The 17,600-nt window shown below is 42.2% G+C and carries 17 protein-coding genes; 12 read left to right on the top strand and 5 right to left on the bottom strand.

Going from position 1 to position 17,600, the window contains the following annotated elements; all coding sequences use genetic code 11:
- The first annotated feature begins 95 nt into the window (after positions 1-95).
- The 12 genes from oxyR (at position 96) to ACTG7X_RS02760 (ending at position 12,135) form a co-directional block, all read left to right on the top strand.
- Positions 96-995, top strand: coding sequence for a DNA-binding transcriptional regulator OxyR (gene oxyR, locus ACTG7X_RS02815; RefSeq protein ID WP_439257018.1), 900 nt, complete (start codon positions 96-98; stop codon positions 993-995).
- A gap of 4 nt (positions 996-999) precedes the next feature.
- Positions 1,000-1,620: an HTH-type transcriptional repressor FabR gene (gene fabR, locus ACTG7X_RS02810; protein WP_439257017.1), complete on the top strand. Its 621-nt coding sequence runs from the start codon at positions 1,000-1,002 to the stop codon at positions 1,618-1,620.
- 125 nt (positions 1,621-1,745) lie between these two features.
- Positions 1,746-2,957: an MFS transporter gene (locus ACTG7X_RS02805; RefSeq protein WP_439257016.1), complete on the top strand. Its 1,212-nt coding sequence runs from the start codon at positions 1,746-1,748 to the stop codon at positions 2,955-2,957.
- A gap of 212 nt (positions 2,958-3,169) precedes the next feature.
- A complete protein-coding gene (locus ACTG7X_RS02800; protein WP_439257015.1) occupies positions 3,170-4,153 on the top strand; it encodes a sugar phosphate isomerase/epimerase family protein in 984 nt (327 codons plus the stop codon).
- A gap of 42 nt (positions 4,154-4,195) precedes the next feature.
- On the top strand, positions 4,196-5,242 hold the full coding sequence (locus ACTG7X_RS02795) for a sugar ABC transporter substrate-binding protein (protein WP_439257014.1): 1,047 nt from the start codon (positions 4,196-4,198) through the stop codon (positions 5,240-5,242).
- Between the two features lie 22 nt (positions 5,243-5,264).
- Entirely contained in the window at positions 5,265-6,764 is a 1,500-nt protein-coding gene (locus ACTG7X_RS02790) for a sugar ABC transporter ATP-binding protein (RefSeq protein ID WP_439257013.1), read from the top strand.
- Positions 6,765-6,783: 19 nt separating this feature from the next.
- Positions 6,784-7,716, top strand: a complete 933-nt coding sequence (locus ACTG7X_RS02785; protein ID WP_439257012.1) for an ABC transporter permease — start codon at positions 6,784-6,786, stop codon at positions 7,714-7,716.
- A 4-nt stretch (positions 7,717-7,720) separates the two neighbouring features.
- On the top strand, positions 7,721-8,581 hold the full coding sequence (locus ACTG7X_RS02780) for a MurR/RpiR family transcriptional regulator (RefSeq protein WP_439257011.1): 861 nt from the start codon (positions 7,721-7,723) through the stop codon (positions 8,579-8,581).
- 11 nt (positions 8,582-8,592) lie between these two features.
- Positions 8,593-9,453, top strand: a complete 861-nt coding sequence (locus tag ACTG7X_RS02775) for a ribokinase (RefSeq protein WP_439257010.1) — start codon at positions 8,593-8,595, stop codon at positions 9,451-9,453.
- 125 nt (positions 9,454-9,578) lie between these two features.
- On the top strand, positions 9,579-9,806 hold the full coding sequence (locus ACTG7X_RS02770) for an antitoxin (protein ID WP_439257009.1): 228 nt from the start codon (positions 9,579-9,581) through the stop codon (positions 9,804-9,806).
- Positions 9,803-10,198 (top strand): type II toxin-antitoxin system tRNA(fMet)-specific endonuclease VapC, encoded by a 396-nt coding sequence (vapC, locus tag ACTG7X_RS02765; RefSeq protein WP_439257008.1) that lies wholly within the window; start codon positions 9,803-9,805, stop codon positions 10,196-10,198. The genes ACTG7X_RS02770 and vapC overlap by 4 nt, the downstream gene beginning before the upstream one ends.
- A 101-nt stretch (positions 10,199-10,299) precedes the next feature.
- Positions 10,300-12,135 (top strand): ABC transporter ATP-binding protein, encoded by a 1,836-nt coding sequence (locus ACTG7X_RS02760; RefSeq protein ID WP_439257006.1) that lies wholly within the window; start codon positions 10,300-10,302, stop codon positions 12,133-12,135.
- Between the two features lie 104 nt (positions 12,136-12,239).
- On the opposite strand, the gene ACTG7X_RS02755 is transcribed toward ACTG7X_RS02760, so the two are convergent.
- From ACTG7X_RS02755 to ACTG7X_RS02735, 5 genes are all read right to left on the bottom strand, one after another.
- The gene (locus ACTG7X_RS02755) at positions 12,240-13,697 is read right to left on the bottom strand and encodes an FGGY-family carbohydrate kinase (protein WP_439257005.1); all 1,458 of its coding nucleotides are present in this window, start codon (positions 13,695-13,697) and stop codon (positions 12,240-12,242) included.
- A 72-nt stretch (positions 13,698-13,769) separates the two neighbouring features.
- Positions 13,770-14,756 (bottom strand): TRAP transporter substrate-binding protein, encoded by a 987-nt coding sequence (locus ACTG7X_RS02750; RefSeq protein ID WP_439257004.1) that lies wholly within the window; start codon positions 14,754-14,756, stop codon positions 13,770-13,772.
- Between the two features lie 62 nt (positions 14,757-14,818).
- Positions 14,819-15,805 carry a TRAP transporter substrate-binding protein gene (locus ACTG7X_RS02745; protein ID WP_439257003.1) on the bottom strand — a complete coding sequence of 329 codons (987 nt, stop codon included), beginning with the start codon at positions 15,803-15,805 and terminating at the stop codon, positions 14,819-14,821.
- Between the two features lie 37 nt (positions 15,806-15,842).
- On the bottom strand, positions 15,843-17,120 hold the full coding sequence (locus tag ACTG7X_RS02740) for a TRAP transporter large permease subunit (protein ID WP_439257002.1): 1,278 nt from the start codon (positions 17,118-17,120) through the stop codon (positions 15,843-15,845).
- A complete protein-coding gene (locus ACTG7X_RS02735; protein WP_439257001.1) occupies positions 17,117-17,599 on the bottom strand; it encodes a TRAP transporter small permease subunit in 483 nt (160 codons plus the stop codon). Before ACTG7X_RS02735 ends, ACTG7X_RS02740 begins: the two co-directional genes overlap by 4 nt.
- Position 17,600: the final 1 nt, after the last annotated feature.

Below are 17,600 nucleotides of genomic sequence, written 5' to 3'. Positions count from 1 at the left end.
TTATTTAACGGGGTGGATTATAGGCAATTTTGTGGTATAGTTACAATCAATTAATTCTATCCTTTTAATTGTTCATACCTATAAGGAATTTTTTTATGAATATCCGTGATTTGGAATATCTTGTTGCTTTGGCTGAATATAAACATTTTCGGCGTGCAGCGGATGCTTGCCATGTGAGTCAGCCAACGTTGAGCGGACAAATCCGTAAGTTGGAAGATGAATTAGGGATTGTGTTATTGGAACGTACCAGTCGCAAAGTCCTGTTTACCCAGTCGGGGTTATTGTTAGTCGATCAAGCGAAAACCGTGTTGCGTGAAGTGAAATTGCTGAAAGAAATGGCGAGCAATCAAGGCAAAGATATGACGGGCCCATTACATATTGGTGTGATCCCCACCGTGGGGCCTTACTTATTACCGCATATTATGCCGGTTTTAACCCATGAATTTCCTGAATTGGAGCTGTTTTTATACGAACAGCAAACGGCGAATTTAATTGACCAACTCGAAACGGGGCATTTAGATTGTGCGATTGTGGCCTCTGTGGAAGAAACCCAGCCTTTTATTGAAGTGCCGATTTTCCATGAAAAAATGTTAGTGGCGGTGTCTGATAAACATCCTTGGTCAACGGAAAAACAGCTTTCCCTGTCCTCATTAAATAATAAAGAAATCTTAATGTTAGATGACGGGCATTGTTTAAGGGAGCAAGCGCTCGGCTATTGTTTTGCCGCCGGCGCCAGAGAAAATGCGCATTTTCAAGCCACCAGTTTAGAAACCTTGCGTAATATGGTGGCCGCCAACGCCGGCATTACCTTGATGCCAGAATTGGCTGTACATAATGAGGGCGAGCGTCAAGGGGTCAAATATATTCCTTGTGTGAACCCCGAACCCACCCGTGCGATTACCTTAATTTATCGCCCAGGTTCGCCGTTGCGTCAACGTTATGAACGTATTGCAAAAGTGATTGCGAATGCCATTAAACCGATTTTAGTTGAGTAATCCTATGGCCGGCATTCGAGCATTACAAAAGGAAAAAACACGTCAGGCACTCATTAATGCGGCGTTTAATCAGCTTACCGCTGAAAAAAGTTTTGCCAATTTGAGCTTGCGTGAGGTTTCCCGAGAGGCGGGCATTGCACCGACCTCTTTTTATCGCCATTTTAAAGATATGGAAGAATTGGGGTTGACCATGGTTGATGAGGCGGGTTTAACCTTACGTCAACTGATGCGACAGGCCCAGAAACGCTTGCGGAATGGTGGCAGTGTGATCGAAGTTTCCATTGCAACCTTTTTTGAATTTATTGAAAACGATCCAAATGTTTTTCGTTTGTTATTACGAGAAAGCGCCGGCACATCTTTGCTTTTTCGCACCGCAGTTTCCCGTGAAATTAAACACTTTATCGAAGAATTGGGCGAGTTTATTACCTATCGCTTTCATTATTCAAGATATATTGGTTATATGCAAGCCGACGCCAGTGTGACGCTCACCTTTAGTGCCATGTCCAAGGCCTTGGATATGGATGAAAAAGATCGGGCGGAATTAAAAGAACGAGTCATTTTACAACTTCGTATGATCGCCAAAGGGGCGCATTTTGCGGCGTTGAAAGAAAATAAGAAAGGGTAAAGCAAAATCCAGTTGCCAAATTAGGTAAGACGCCCTAAAATAGCGCCAATTTCCATGCTGGAAATGAAAAACACCCTCCTTTTTAACTTTAAATGTTGCCTGTGAGCAACAAAAGGACGTACATTATGACAACACATCATGTTGATAAATATGGCTGGAAAGCCTTATTCGGATCGGCCGTCGGTTATGCCATGGACGGTTTTGATTTACTTATTCTTGGTTTTATGCTCACGGCCATTTCGGCTGATTTAGCCTTAACACCCGCACAAGGTGGCTCATTAGTCACTTGGACCCTTATTGGTGCCGTGGCTGGCGGGCTGATTTTTGGTGCATTAAGTGATAAATATGGCCGTGTGCGAGTGCTGACATGGACAATCGTGCTATTTGCCGTGTTCACAGGACTTTGTGCCTTTGCGCAAGGTTATTGGGATTTACTGATTTATCGCACCATTGCCGGTATCGGTTTAGGTGGCGAATTTGGGATTGGCATGGCATTAGCCGCTGAAACATGGCCCGCTCGCCATCGAGCCAAAGCCTCCTCCTATGTGGCATTAGGCTGGCAAATTGGCGTACTCGCTGCGGCATTATTGACCCCGTTATTATTGCCTGTTATTGGTTGGCGAGGTATGTTCTTAGTGGGCATTTTCCCTGCTTTTGTGGCGTGGTATTTACGTGCTAAATTACATGAACCCGACGTTTTTGTGAAACAACAAGCCATCACGAATAAACCCAAAAAATCGCCATTTACATTATTGGTGAAAGACAAAAATACCGCCAAAGTCAGCCTCGGTATTGTGGTTTTAACTTCAGTACAAAACTTCGGTTATTACGGCATTATGATTTGGTTACCTAACTTTTTATCCAAACAACTCGGTTTTAGTTTAACCAAGTCTGGTCTTTGGACCGCCGTCACCATTTGTGGCATGATGGCGGGCATTTGGATTTTTGGCCGGTTAGCGGACGCTATTGGACGTAAGCCAAGTTTCCTGATTTTCCAATTAGGGGCTGTGATTAGTATTGTGGTTTATTCTCAATTAACTGACCCAACGGCGATGTTGTTTGCAGGCGCATTATTAGGTGCCTTTGTGAACGGCATGATGGGCGGTTATGGCGCATTAATGTCTGAAGCCTATCCCACCGAGGCAAGAGCCACCGCACAAAATGTGTTATTCAACCTTGGACGTGCCGTGGGCGGTTTTGGCCCAATTGTCGTGGGTGCAGTGGTTTCCGCTTACTCTTTCCAAATCGCCATTGCGTTCTTGGCAACCATTTATGTATTGGATATGCTGGCGACACTTTTCTTGATTCCTGAATTGAAGGGTAAGGCGTTGGAATAAAAAACAATTCACAAAGATATAATTATTCATTTCTGGGGCGAATATTGATTCGCCCTTTTTATTGCTTTACTCCTTCTGTTTTGCTTTAACCCAACACTTCTATTAATAAAAAATGTGATCTACTTCACAAATTTTAAATTTAATACTTTACAATAAAATATAAAGTTGTATTTTACTTTACATAAATCAATTAACACATAAAGGAATACAACATGAACAATTTACGTTTTGCTACTCGATTAAATTCTTTTGCTTCTAAAGCCCATTCTTACTGGCCTGATCTTAAAGGAAAACCCACTATTCGGCAAATGATTGAACGAGCCGCCACAGCGAAAGGTTTGACCGATGTGGATTTGAATTATCCGCAGCATTTAAACGAAGACCCGAAATCTTTAGGGGCATTTATCAAAGATCAAGGCTTGAATGTCAATGGCATGGCGATGCGGTATAGCACCAACCCTGAATTTCAATTAGGAGCATTTACTCACCCCGATGCCAAGGTTCGCCGTGAAGCCATTGAATTAACCAAACGTGGCATTGATTGCGGTCGGGAATTAGGCACTAATTTAATGACCATTTGGCTTGGACAAGACGGTTTTGATTACAGTTTCCAAGCCAATTACAACAAAATGTGGGACGATTTAATTACCGCTTTTCAAGAAGTGGCGACTTACGCTCCAGATTGCGATATTAGTATTGAATATAAACCAAACGAACCTCGTTCCTTTAGTATCTTACCTGATGTCGCCACCACACTACTCGCTATTTCCGACATCGGTGCAAAAAATGTGGGCGTAACACTGGATTTTGCCCATGTGCTATATGCCGATGAAATTCCTGCTTATGCGGCAGCCCAGATTGCTCGCCGCACCAAAATTATGGGCTTGCATTTAAATGATGGTTATCACAAGCGTGATGATGGCTTAATGGTGGCTTCGGTCAATCCACGAGCGACCTTAGAACTGATTTGGCAATTACGCAAAGAAGGTTTTAATGGGGCCTATTATTTTGACACCTTCCCTGATGCCAGCGGACTTGACCCTGTGCATGAATGTGAAGTGAATATTCAAACGGTGCGTAAACTCATTGCCATTGCTGACCAACTTAATTCCATTGATGAATTACAACAAGCCATTAATCAGCAAGATGCGGTGTCAAGCCAAGCCATTGTCAATCAATTTTTACTAGGGAAATAATTCGTTATTTCTATCGTTAATCCAACTAAAAAGGAAAATGTTATGCGTAAATTTCTAAAAACCATGCTTATTTCCACCGCACTTTCTGCGGTGATCGGTAGCTCCGCCTATGCCAATCTTGCACCACTCAATTCGGATACGGAACAAGATCGGGTTAATTGGACGGAATTAGATGCTAAATTTGGTGCATTTCCTGCCATTCAAAGCGGAGTCAAAATTGGTGGCGTATCCAAAACCTTAACCAATGAATATTGGCGTTCATTAGGCGATGGCTATAAAAGTTTTGCTACCAAATACAAGGTCTTTGTCGCCTATCAAGCAGCGGCAAACGAAGGTGATCAATTAGGACAACTTTCCATTGCCGAAACCATGATCACGGAAGGTTATAGTGCATTACTTTTCTCGCCACAAACGGACGTGAATTTACAACCAGCGGCAGAAGTCGCCCAATCAAAAAATATTCCTGTCGTGAATGTGAATGATGCGGTGATGCCAACAGCAACCCATTATGTGGGGAATGTGCAAAAAGATAACGGTGTACGAGTCGCACAATGGTTTATTGATAATCGTCCTGATGGCGGAAAAGTGGCGGTAGTAGAAGGTCCTCCAGGCGTATTTGCGGCTAAACAACGAACCGAAGGATTTACTGAAACCATTAACAAATCAGGCAAATTCAATGTAGTGGCAAGTGTGCCAGCTAACTGGAGTCGTGAACAAGCCTATAATGTGGCAACCACCATTTTACAACGTAATCCTGATTTAATCGGTTTCTATGTCAACAATGACGGTATGGCGTTAGGTGTAGTGGAAGCGGTCAAAGCGTTGAATTTACAAAAACAAGTGGCTGTGTTTGGTACAGACGGGATTTCTGATGCTTATAAATCCATTCTCGCAGGTGAATTAACGGGTACGGTGGATAGTTTCCCTGTATTAACAGGCGAAGTGGCAATGGAAGTGGTGTTGCGTTTAACTGCAGGACAACAAATTTCTCGTGTGGTCACTACGCCACAAGCGTTAATTACTCAAGATAATGCGAAAACTTACTTTAATGCGAATCCTGAAGAATTGCGTAAAGTGTTAGCCAAATAACATTGAAAAAAAGGAGAGTTCTATGTGTTCAGATAGATTAAGTATGCGTGGAATGACAAAAAAATATGGGCAAGTGACGGTGTTAGAAAATGTTTCTTTCAACGTCAGAGCGGGCGAAACCCACGCATTAATTGGTGAAAATGGAGCGGGGAAATCCACGCTTCTCAACCTGCTTTCAGGCGTGCGAGAAGCCACTGCAGGCGAGATCTATATTGATGAGCAAAAAGTGTCCATTCATTCCCCCCGTGCTGCCAAAGAAAGCGGAATTGCAATGATTCACCAAGAATTACAAAACATTCCAGAACTCTCTGTTTTTCAAAATATGTTTTTGGGGCGTTCGGTCAGAAAGCATTTTGGCTTGTTTGTGGATAAAGCCAAAGAACGTGCAATGGCATTAGACATTTTAAAAGATCTTGACCCAAGCATTGATCCCAATGTGCCGATTAAGGAATTAAAAGTGGCACAGCAACAAATTGTGGAAATCGCCCGTGCCTTATTGGATAACGCCAAAATTATTGCCATGGACGAACCGACATCCAGTTTAACGCCGAGCGAATTTGAACGCTTATCAGCATTGATTAAACAGCTCACCGCCCAAGGCGTGTCCATTATTTATGTGTCGCACAAAATGGACGAAATTTTCAAAGTCTGCGATCGAGCAACGATTTTGCGAGATGGGCATTTTATTGATTGTGTCAATATTGCCGATGAAAACGAAGAAAGCATCGTCACCAAAATGGTGGGGCGGAAAGTAGAAAAATTGTCGCATCAGAGTTATGCCACGGATGAAAAAATGCTAGAAGTGAAAAATTTAAGCCGTGAAAGTGCGGTAAAAAATATCAATTTTTTTGCTAATAAAGGCGAAGTGGTGGGCATTGCAGGACTCGTGGGAGCGGGACGAACAGAATTATTTCGTTTAATCGCTGGTTTAGATAAGCCCACATCGGGGGAAATACTCATTAATGGGCAGCCGTTAAAACTCAATAGCGTGAAAGAATCCATCAAAATGGGCATTGGACTGGTGCCAGAAGATCGCAAAAAAGAAGGCATTTTGAAAGATCGCAGTGTGTCTATCAATATTGCCATGCCATCTATGGAGAGATTTAGTCAGGCTGGTTTTCTTCGCAAAGATTATTTAAACGCGATTTCTCATCAATTAATGATGGATTTAAATTTAAAACCACTCGATTTAGATAAAACCGTTGGCACATTTAGTGGCGGTAATCAGCAAAAAGTCATTATCGGACGCTGGCTGGCAGCAGGTACCAAAATCTATTTATTTGATGAACCGACCAGAGGCATTGATATTGGCACCAAATCGGAAATTTATCATTTAATTGAAAATCTTGCCAAAGCAGGCAATGTGGTGCTGGTGGTTTCATCGGAAATGCCTGAAATTATTCGGGTATCGGATCGGGTGCTGGTCATGAAAGAAGGTGAAATCAAAGCGGAACTGCGTGGTTCGGACATCAATGAAGACAATATTGGTCGTTACTCTATTGGTAACAATAAAACACATTAATCATAAAAAGGAATGAATTATGTCAGCAATTAAATTAAATGTGCGTGATATGGGAACATTGGTGGGATTGATCATCATCTTTGCGGTTTTCTCTTTTTTATCACCCGTATTTTTCACCACACCTAACTTATTGAATATTTTGCAACAATCATCACTTAATGCAATTATTGCACTGGGTATGACATTGGTGATTATTACCGCTGGAATTGATTTATCAGTGGGACCAACGGCGGCAATTTCTGCCGTAGTGGGAGCAAGTTTAATGGTGGCTGGTGTGCCAGTACCGTTAGCCATACTGGGGGCGTTGTTAGTAGGCTGCTTAACGGGATTATTTAACGGGGCATTAATTGCTTACGCTGGTTTACAACCTTTCATTGTCACCTTAGGTGCATTATCACTCTACCGTGCATTATCGTTAATTTACACGGGGGGCAATCCGATTTTTGGGATTCCTGCAGACTTCCGTAGCCTAATGAACGGCACATTATTGGGGATTCCAAGCTCGGTGATTATTGTGACTGTGATTGCCTTAGTTCTCTGGATTGTATTGACCAAAACCCCATTGGGTGAATATATATTTGCAGTGGGTGGCAATGAAGAAGCGGCTCGGGTATGTAGTGTGCCTGTGGCAAAAACTAAAGTGACGGTTTATGTGCTTTCAGGTTTCTTGAGCGCTGTGGCTGGATTAATTTTAGTTGGACGTTTAGGGGCAGCCGATCCAACGTTGGGTAATTTATGGGAATTAGATGCCATTGCGGCGGCAGCCATCGGTGGGGCATCGCTTATGGGCGGAAAAGGGAGTATTATAGGCACTATTTTAGGGGCAATTATTCTCGGGGCATTACGCAACGGGTTAACATTGCTAAATATTCAAGCCTTCTATCAATTACTCGCCACGGGTATCATCATTATTGTCGCCATGTTAATTGATAGAGCAACCAGAGGAAAATAATACGATGGCACAGCTAGATCCGAAATCCATTGGTGCACATATCCGCACTCGCAGACAACAACTTACCCCGTTAGAATTGAAAGTGTTGGATAGGATACTCGCGAAGCCAGATTTTTCTGAAACAACCCCGTTAAAAGAAGTGGCAGAAGAAAATCAGGTTTCTGAAGCCATGATTGTAAAAATTGCGAAAAAATTAGAATTTTCAGGTTTTCGGGATTTCCGCTCGGGGTTGGCATATTACAAACAATTAGAAGTGGCAAATTTGCACAATGAAATTTCTGAACAGGATACCTCTGCACAGTTGATCAAAAAAGTGTTTGAAACCTCCATTCAAGCATTAGAAGAAACCATGGCGATTTTGGATATTGAAGCCTTTGATCGTTGTGTAGAGATTGTAGCCAATGCTCAACATATTGATTTACTTGGGATTGGTGGTTCAGCTCAAATTGCCAAAGATATGGCACATAAATTTTTGCGTATTGGGATTAAAACCTCGGTTTATGATGATTCGCACATGATGTTAATGTCTAGTGCGGTATGTAATGATCAAAGTTGTGTGATAGCGATTAGCCATTCAGGCACCACCATTGATGTAATTGAACCCGTACAACTGGCTCGCAAAAATGGGGCGAAAACTATTGTGATCACTAATTACGCCATTTCACCGATTACCCAATACGCCGATGTGGTATTAACCTCCACTTCCCAAGGTTCATTATTATTGGGCGAAAATGCAGCATCTCGGGTGGCACAATTAAATATTTTAGATGCACTTTACGTGGCTGTCGCAAAACGCCATTTGAATCGTGCTGAAAATTATCTAGCCAAAACGAGAGCCGCGGTAGAAAGTAAACGAATAAAATAAAGGAAAAAGTTATGAATAAAGTCGTTGTAGTTGGTAGCTTACATTATGATATTGTGGTGCAATCTTCCCATCGTCCAGTCAAAGGCGAAACGGTATTAGGTAAAAAATGGTTCGCCAAATTTGGTGGCAAAGGGGGCAACCAAGCCGTAGGCTGTGCCAAAGCAGATTGCGATGTCTTTATGGTGAGCTGTGTAGGCAAAGATAATTTTGCTCCATTTTTACTTGAACATTTAAAACAACATCAGATCAATACCGACTTTGTTCAACAAACTGATAAATTCGGGTCAGGCATGAGTGTCGCCATTATGGACAGCGAAGGGGATTATGGTGCGGTGGTCGTATCAGGGGCGAATCTTGCCATTGAGTCAGCCGTATTAGAACAAGATTCCCTTTGGCAAAATGCCAGAATGTTAATTTTACAAAATGAAGTCAGCGATGAAATTAATCTAAAAGCTGCCCAACAAGCTCATCAACGGCATATTCCTGTATGTATTAACGCTGCCCCCGCAAAAGCATTATCCCCTGAATTGGTACAGTTAATTGATTGTCTTATCGTCAACGCCGTTGAAGCCGAAGCCATGTGTGGCATCGCAGTCACGGATTTAACTTCTGCCTTAAAAGCCGCTCAACGCTTGCAGCAAGATTTTCCGCAAGTGGTCGTAACCGCTGGTAGCGATGGTGTGGCATTTGCCAATCAACAGGAACAAGGCTCAATGCCAGCCATAAAAGTAAAATTAATCAGCACGCTCGGAGCAGGCGATTGTTTCGTGGGGCATTTATGTGCCAGTTTAATCAACGGTGAAACACTCAAATCTGCGGTAAGTTATGCTAATCAGAAAGCGGCGGAGCATGTTTCCACACCTGCTAGATAAGACGTAAATTCATGTTAAGCACCTCAGAAAAAACTGCGGTGCTTTTTTATCCCTTTTTATTGAATACATCAAACACCTTTGCTATGATATATCTCAATGTGATATATCAACTCATGAGGGCCAATATGCAAACCGCCAAATTATTTATGTCTGGGCGTTCTCAAGCGGTCAGATTACCTAAAGCCTTTGCCTTTAATGATGAAAGTGAAGTCATCATTCAAAAATATGGGCAAGGGATTTTGCTTATGCCGAAAAAAAATCCATGGCAAGCCATGCAAGAAGCCGTGTATGAATTTGATACCCCGCTTGAGCGAGCCGAGCAAGGGGAGCAAATTAGGGCAGAGATTTTATGAAGTATCTGTTAGACACCAATATTTGCATTTATATTATTAACCACAAACCGCCACAAGTGTTTGAACGCTTTGCACAATATGAATTAGGCGATCTGGCAATTTCTAGCATAACTGCTGCCGAATTGGCATTTGGGGTGGAAAAATCAGGGTCGTTACGCAACAAAGAGGCTCTAAATAAATTTCTGGTTCCCTTAGATATTCTTCCCTTTAATACAAACGCCATTTGGCATTATGCGAAACTGAGAAATGATTTACAACAACAGGGGACAATTATCGGTTCATTAGATATGTTGATTGCCGCTCAAGCATTAAGCCTAAACGTTCCCTTAGTGACCAACAATACCAAAGAATTTTGCCGTATTCCCAATTTATTGTTGGATAATTGGGTTTAATCTGTTTAAAAGTGCGGTGCTTTTTTATCACGTTTTGCGTTATAATATCACCAGATTAAGGCAACTTTCCTCGTTGCCTTTTGTTTTATAAGGAAAGCACGATGTTTAATAAAATATTTTCTTGGTTTGAAAACCGCATTAACGCCTATCCTGACAGTCCCCCTAAAACACCCGAAAAAGGGCTATGGCGTTTTTTATGGTCAAATTTAGAGGGAACAAAGGCGTGGATTGCATTTTTCTCATTTTTAACCATTGGCATTGGGGTAATGGAAGCCTTGATGTTTCAATTTATGGGGAAATTAGTTGATTGGCTTGGTACTTATACCCCGACAACATTATGGGCAGAAAAAGGCCCTTACTTAATCGGTATGTTGCTGATTCTCATTTTAAGTATCGGCTGGACATTCCTCACTTCCACAGTTCGCTTGCAAACCCTACAAGGGGTTTTCCCCATGCGGTTACGCTGGAATTTCCACCGTCTTATGCTTGGGCAAAGCCTCACTTTTTACCAAGATGAATTTGCTGGACGAGTGTCTGCCAAAGTGATGCAAACCGCATTGGCTGTGCGTGATACCGTATTAACGGTAGCAAACATGGTCATTTATGTGGGCGTGTATTTTATTACCTCTGGCGTGGTCTTGGTGGCCTTTGATAGCTGGTTCCTTGTGCCGTTTTTGGTTTGGGCCGTAATTTTCGGCGGTATTTTATATTATCTGATTCCTAAATTAGCCAAAACCGCCGAACATCAAGCGGATGCTCGCTCACTGATGACAGGACGGGTTACCGATGCGTATTCCAATATCGCCACCGTAAAATTATTTTCGCACGGTGAGCGTGAGGCGGCCTATGCCAAACGTTCTATGGAAGAATTTATGGTCACGGTTCACGCCCAAATGCGGTTAGGCACAAGCCTAGATGTATTAACTTATGCGAGCAATATCTTCCTAACTCTCAGCACCGCCGTTTTAGGTGTGGTACTTTGGCAACAGGGTGCCGTTGGTGTCGGTGCCATTGCAACTTCCACCGCCATGGCATTACGAGTCAATGGTTTAGCGCATTGGATTATGTGGGAATCCGCCCGCTTATTTGAAAATATTGGTACGGTGAATGATGGTATGGAAACCTTGTCCAAACCCCATACGATTGTCGACAAACCGAATGCCACGGCATTGCAAGTGAGCAAAGGGGAAATTCATTTTGATCATGTGAGTTTCGCTTATTCCCCTGAAAAACAGCTACTTCAACACTTTGATTTAACCATTAAGGCAGGGGAAAAAGTCGGTTTAATTGGCCGTTCAGGTGCAGGGAAATCCACCATCGTCAATTTACTCTTACGTTTTTACGAACCGCAACAAGGCACCATTACCATTGACGGTCAAAATGTCCTTGATGTACAGCAAGAAAGTCTACGTAGCCAAATTGGCTTGGTGACGCAAGACACTTCATTGTTACACCGTTCTGTACGTGAAAATATTATCTATGGTCGCCCCAACGCCACCGAACAAGATATGCTGAATGCCGCCCAGCGTGCCGAAGCAGCAGATTTCATTCCGTTATTAAGTGATGCAAACGGTCGCCGAGGCTATGATGCACATGTGGGTGAACGTGGTGTAAAACTGTCAGGCGGACAACGCCAACGTATTGCCATTGCTCGTGTGATGTTAAAAGATGCGCCGATTTTATTGCTTGATGAAGCCACTAGTGCATTAGACAGCGAAGTGGAAGCGGCGATTCAACAAAGTCTGGATAAAATGATGGAAAACAAAACGGTGATCGCCATCGCCCACCGTTTATCCACCATTGCCGCCATGGATCGGTTGATTGTGTTAGATCAAGGGCAAATTGTAGAACAAGGCACCCACGCCGAATTGTTGGCTAAAAATGGCTTGTATGCGAAGTTATGGCAACATCAGAGCGGGGGATTTTTGGCAGAGTAGGTGTTGTGCTTCGTTTGACAATTTGGGGATATAAAAATCTGCACCTTATAGAGGGACTCATCCAACTTTTAGGGTGCAGATCAATTTCGGCAAGATTTTATGGTTTATAATAACGTTTTCAATGCACTAACAAACTGCTGATAACGCTGATATTTTTGCTGATAAGCAGATTGATGCTGTGGATTCGGTTGATACACTTGCATATCAGCTTGCAATACTGCAGGCTGTTCCGTCAATCCATCGGCTTGCATGGCCATTAATGCGGCACCTAAACAACCGGTTTCCTCCACATTTGGTACTTCTAACCGCATGCCGCTGAGATCGGCTAACATTTGCATCCATACGGCCGATTTTGTCGGCCCACCTGTGACTCTTAATACATCCGCTTGTGGAAAACGTTGTAGCATGCGTTCTAAATGAGACATTAAGCTAAATAATACGCCCTCATACACCGCTTGCAATAAGTTCATTTGCGTATGGTGAGCCTGCATACCATAGAACCCTGCTTGCATGCCTAAGCCGGCATTGGAGCCATATAAAAACGGCACAAATAATACCGAGCTACTAGCTGGCGGAAGTTGGCTAATGCCTTGGTTAATTTCGGCGTAATCTAGGTTGCCAAACTGTTTCACAAACCATTCCAAATTGCCTGATGACGTTGGGCTGGCTTCGTGTACGATAAATTGGTTGGCTTTGGCGTAGCGGCCGTACACGAATGGAATTTGTTGACTATCATCAATGGTTTCCGTGATACCGCTCACCACTGACCAAGTGCCAAGTACGGCGTTGAGCTTGCTTTCATCATCTAATTTAGCACAAAGTGCGGTGGAAACCACATCAAATAATCCACCAACCACTGGCGTTCCCTCTGCTAAGCCGGAAAGTTCGGCAGCTTGTTTGGTCACATAGCCTGCAATTTCATTGGATTTGATAATTGGTGGTAATTGAGCAAATACTTCTTCAATGCCCAGTAATTTTGCTAGCTCAATATCATATTCACCAGCTTGCATATTGTACAAGTTAGATTCAGAAATATTTGATTCTTCACAATGTAGCTCACCTGTTAAGCAAAAACGCAAATAGTCATGGGACATTAACACTGCCCCGATATTGGCATAACGTTCAGGCTGATTTTCTTTTACCCAACGTAAAATCGACACAGGGTGGCCTGTCCATAAGGTTTGGCGAGTGATTGGATAGAGTTTTTGTGGAATACCATCGGCTTGCCATTGTTTAACAATATCCAAAGAGCGTTGGTCAGAAGATAAGATAGCACGTCCCAAAGGTTGCTTTTGTTTATCTAACAAAAATGCCCCTTTGCCTTGTGCGGAAATACCAACGCCTTTAATCTGATTAGGTTCAACACCGCTTTGTTGAATGGTTTGACGTACTACTTCGGCACAGATTTGCCATAATTGCGACATATCTCGTTCAGCGTAACCTGCTTGCTCGCTGATCACAGAAACGTTTTTACGCTGAACGCCGTAAAGTTTGCCTGTTTGGTCAAATAAGGCGGCTTTAACAAAAGTGCCACCGCAATCTATGCCTAAGTAGTAATTCATTGTTTTATTCCTTTTGAATGAAAGTGCGGTGAAAAATAACGATATTTTTGCACCGCACTTTGATGTAACGTTTTATTTTGCTAGTTCATCAATGGCTTTAATCAATTCATCACCATTTTTGTCGATAAAAGATTTACGCACTTTTTCTTCAATGATGGCTTTAAACGGTGCTTGATCGATGGTTTCGGTGACTTCGACACCTGCTTGGCGTAAACCTGCAATAATTTCTTGTTCGCCTTTTTCGTTCAAATCACGTTGGAATTGCCCTGCTTCTTTGGCTGCTTCCAATAATGCGGTTTGCAATTCTGGGCTTAATTTGTCAAATTTAGCTTTGTTCATGACCACAATTAACGGTGTGTAACCATGGTTGGTTAAGCTCAAGTATTTTTGCACTTCAAATAATTTATTTGACCAGAAAATACCGATTGGATGTTCTTGAGCATCTACCGCACGAGTTTCCAAGGCAGTGTAAAGCTCAGCTAAAGGCATTGGAACTGGGTTAGTACCTAACAAACTAAAGGTTTCAATGTACATTGGGTTTTGGTTCGTACGCACTTTCAAACCTTTAATGTCATCAGGGGTGGTGACGGTGTGTTTAGAGTTAGAGAACGCACGGAAACCCACATCCCAGAAAGCTAAACCTTTTAAGCCTTTTGCTTCAAGGGCATCTAATAAACCTTGTCCGATTTCACCATCTAACACTTTCACCACATGTTGGCGATCTTTAAAAATAAACGGAATATCAATCACATTGATTTTTGGCTCTAAGCCTGTGAAATTTGATGAGCTGGACATTTCAATATCAATTGTTCCACCACGCACACCTGCGATCATGGCTTGAGCGTTACCCAAGGTGCTGTCTGGGAATAATTTTAATTTGATTTCCCCGTTGGTTTTTTCGTTGAGTAATGCTTCAAATTTTTCTGCGGCAATATGTTGGCTGTCACTGCGTGGGGCTTCGTAGCCAAAACGTAAATTAGTGGCAGCTTGCGTATTCGCAGAAAAAACACAGGTGGCAGCGATAAGGCTGGCTAAGGTTTTCAAATTAAATAATTTCATGGATATTCCTCTTGTAAAAAATCGAATAAAAACCCCATTCCCAACGGAACGGGATAACAACATTATTGTAAGGCATCAATGGCTTTAATTAATTCATCGCCATTTTTATCAATAAAGGATTGACGAACTTTGGCTTCAATCACCGCTTTGAATGGAGCTTGATCGATAGTTTCAGTGACTTCAACGCCTTCTTTACGCAAGTTTTCTACGATTTCTTTTTCATTTTTGATGTTAAGTTCACGTTGGAATTGTCCTGCTTCTTTGGCAGCTTCCAATAAGGCAGTTTGTAATTCTGGACTTAATTTATCAAATTTCTTTTTGTTCATCGCCACGATTAACGGGGTGTAGCCGTGGTTGGTTAAACTTAAGAATTTTTGTACTTCAAATAATTTGTTTGACCAGAAAATACCGATTGGGTGTTCTTGCGCATCTACTGCACGAGTTTCCAAGGCGGTATAAAGTTCTGCCAATGGCATTGGTACTGGGTTACCGCCTAATAAAGTAAAGGCTTCAATGTACATTGGATTTTGGTTAGTACGCACTTTCAAACCACTAATATCTTCTGGTTTCGTCACAGTGTGTTTAGAGTTAGATAAAGCACGGAAACCCACATCCCAGAACGCTAATGCTTTGATATTTTTGCTTTCTAACTCTTTTAATAAACCTTGACCAATTTCACCGTCCAATACTTTAAAAGCATGTTCACGATCTTTGAAAATAAACGGAATATCAATCACATTCAGTTTTTGCTCTAACCCAGTGAAGTTTGGTGAACCTGACATTTCAATATCAATCGTACCCGTACGCACACCTGAAATCATGGTTTGAGAGTTGCCCAAGGTGCTGTCTGGGAATAATTTTAACTCAATCTCCCCTTTGGCTTTTTCTTGTAACAATTCATTAAATTTTTCTGCTGCAATATGTTGGCTGTCATTACGCGGTGCTTCATAACCAAAACGCAACGTGGTTTTTGCACTGACATTGCTGGTAGCAAACATCGTGGCAGCTGCTACAAAAGTCGCTAAGGTTTTCATATTAAATAGTTTCATACAATTTCTCCATTAAAGAGTTAAGTTAAAAAATCAGTTACATCATCCAACCCAATGGCACTAAAATTAGTGACGGGAAGAACACAAATAAGAACAACACCACAATCATCATCAGCAAGTAAGGCATGATGCCTTTGGCTGCTTGGTCAAATGGTAATTTTGAAACGCCCGTAATCACGTTTAATACGTTACCCACAGGTGGGGTAATTAAGCCAATTGAGGTATTTAAAATGAATAACACGCCGAAATACACAGGATCAATACCTGCTTCTTGCACTAATGGCATTAACACTGGGGTTAAGATTAATACGGTTGGAGTTAAGTCCATCACCATACCGATAATAAATACCGCAAACATAATCACAATTAACAACAAGGTTGGGCTGTCAATTAATGGCTCAAGTAATTCAGTCATCATCTGTGGTAATTCAGCCACGGTAATTAACCAACCTGTGACGTTTGCTGCTGCCACTAAGAACATCACCACAGCCGTGGTTTTACCTGCTGCTAAAATCACACGGTATAAATCTTTGATTTTTAATTCACGGTAAACGAAGAGGGAAACAACTAAAGCGTAAAATGCGGCTACTGCCCCTGCTTCTGTCGGTGTGAACATACCTGAGCGGAAACCGCCGATAATAATCACAGGTAACAATAACGCCCAAATACTGCTTTTGAAGGAAAGGCAAAGTTCTTGTTTAGTGGCTTTGGAGAACGTCATTAAGTTAAGACGTTTTGCTTGCCACCACCATAATAAACCTAACGCGACCCCCATCATAATCCCAGGGAAAATCCCTGCAAGGAATAATTTCGTAATAGATACGCCACTTGCTACCCCAAATACGATAAACGGAATGCTTGGTGGAATAATCGGTGCAATAATCCCTGCTGTACCGATCAAACCTGCAGATTTATCAAGTGGATAGCCTGTGGTTTTCATCATTGGTAACAACATCGCTGCCACGGCTGCGGTATCGGCTACGGCAGAACCTGAAAGACTCGCCATAATCATGGCAGCAATAATCGCCACAAAGCCCAAACCGCCACGTTTGTGACCTACTAATTTCATTGGCAAATCAATAATGCGTTTAGATAAACCGCCTTCATTCATGATTTCACCAGCTAAAATAAAGAACGGGATTGCCATTAAAGAAAAGCTATCCGCTCCACTCACAATTTGTTGAGCCAAAATTTGGGAATCAAATAAATCCAAATGTAACATCAACGCGATGCCACAGATAAGTAGGGAAAACGCAACAGGAATGCCCAGAATAATCGCCCCTAATAAGGCGGAAAGGAAAATTACAACGGTCATTTGGCTTCCCCTTTAACTAAAATACCAATACGAGCCACCAAGCGAGCGATAATTAACACTCCAATTAACGCTCCTGCTACGGTAGCAGCCAAATAAGTAATACCTTGAGGCAAACCTGAAATCGGTGCAAGGTTAGAAAGGTTTAATTCAAACTGTTGCCAACCGCCATCCAAAATCAAATAACAGCAAAATAGCATGGCTGAATCCGTCACAATACCTAAAATATTTTGCCCTTTTTCGGATAACTTTTGAGTCAGAATGGTCACGTTAACGTGTTGATTCTCGCTAAAGGCAAGAATTGCCCCCAAGAACGCTAACCAAACGAACATGTAGCGAGAAACTTCTTCGGTCACATTGATGCTGCTATTAAAGCCATATCGCAACACCACGTTAAGGAAAACCAACACCGACATGGTGGCAAGAATAATCACCACCAATGCCTCAATGGCTTTTCCGACTAATAACGCAAAGGATTTCATG

It is taken from the genome of Lonepinella sp. BR2271, assembly GCF_051851515.1.
In the GTDB taxonomy this organism is placed as follows: Bacteria; Pseudomonadota; Gammaproteobacteria; order Enterobacterales; family Pasteurellaceae; genus Lonepinella.
This window is presented reverse-complemented; position numbering and strand designations above follow the sequence as displayed.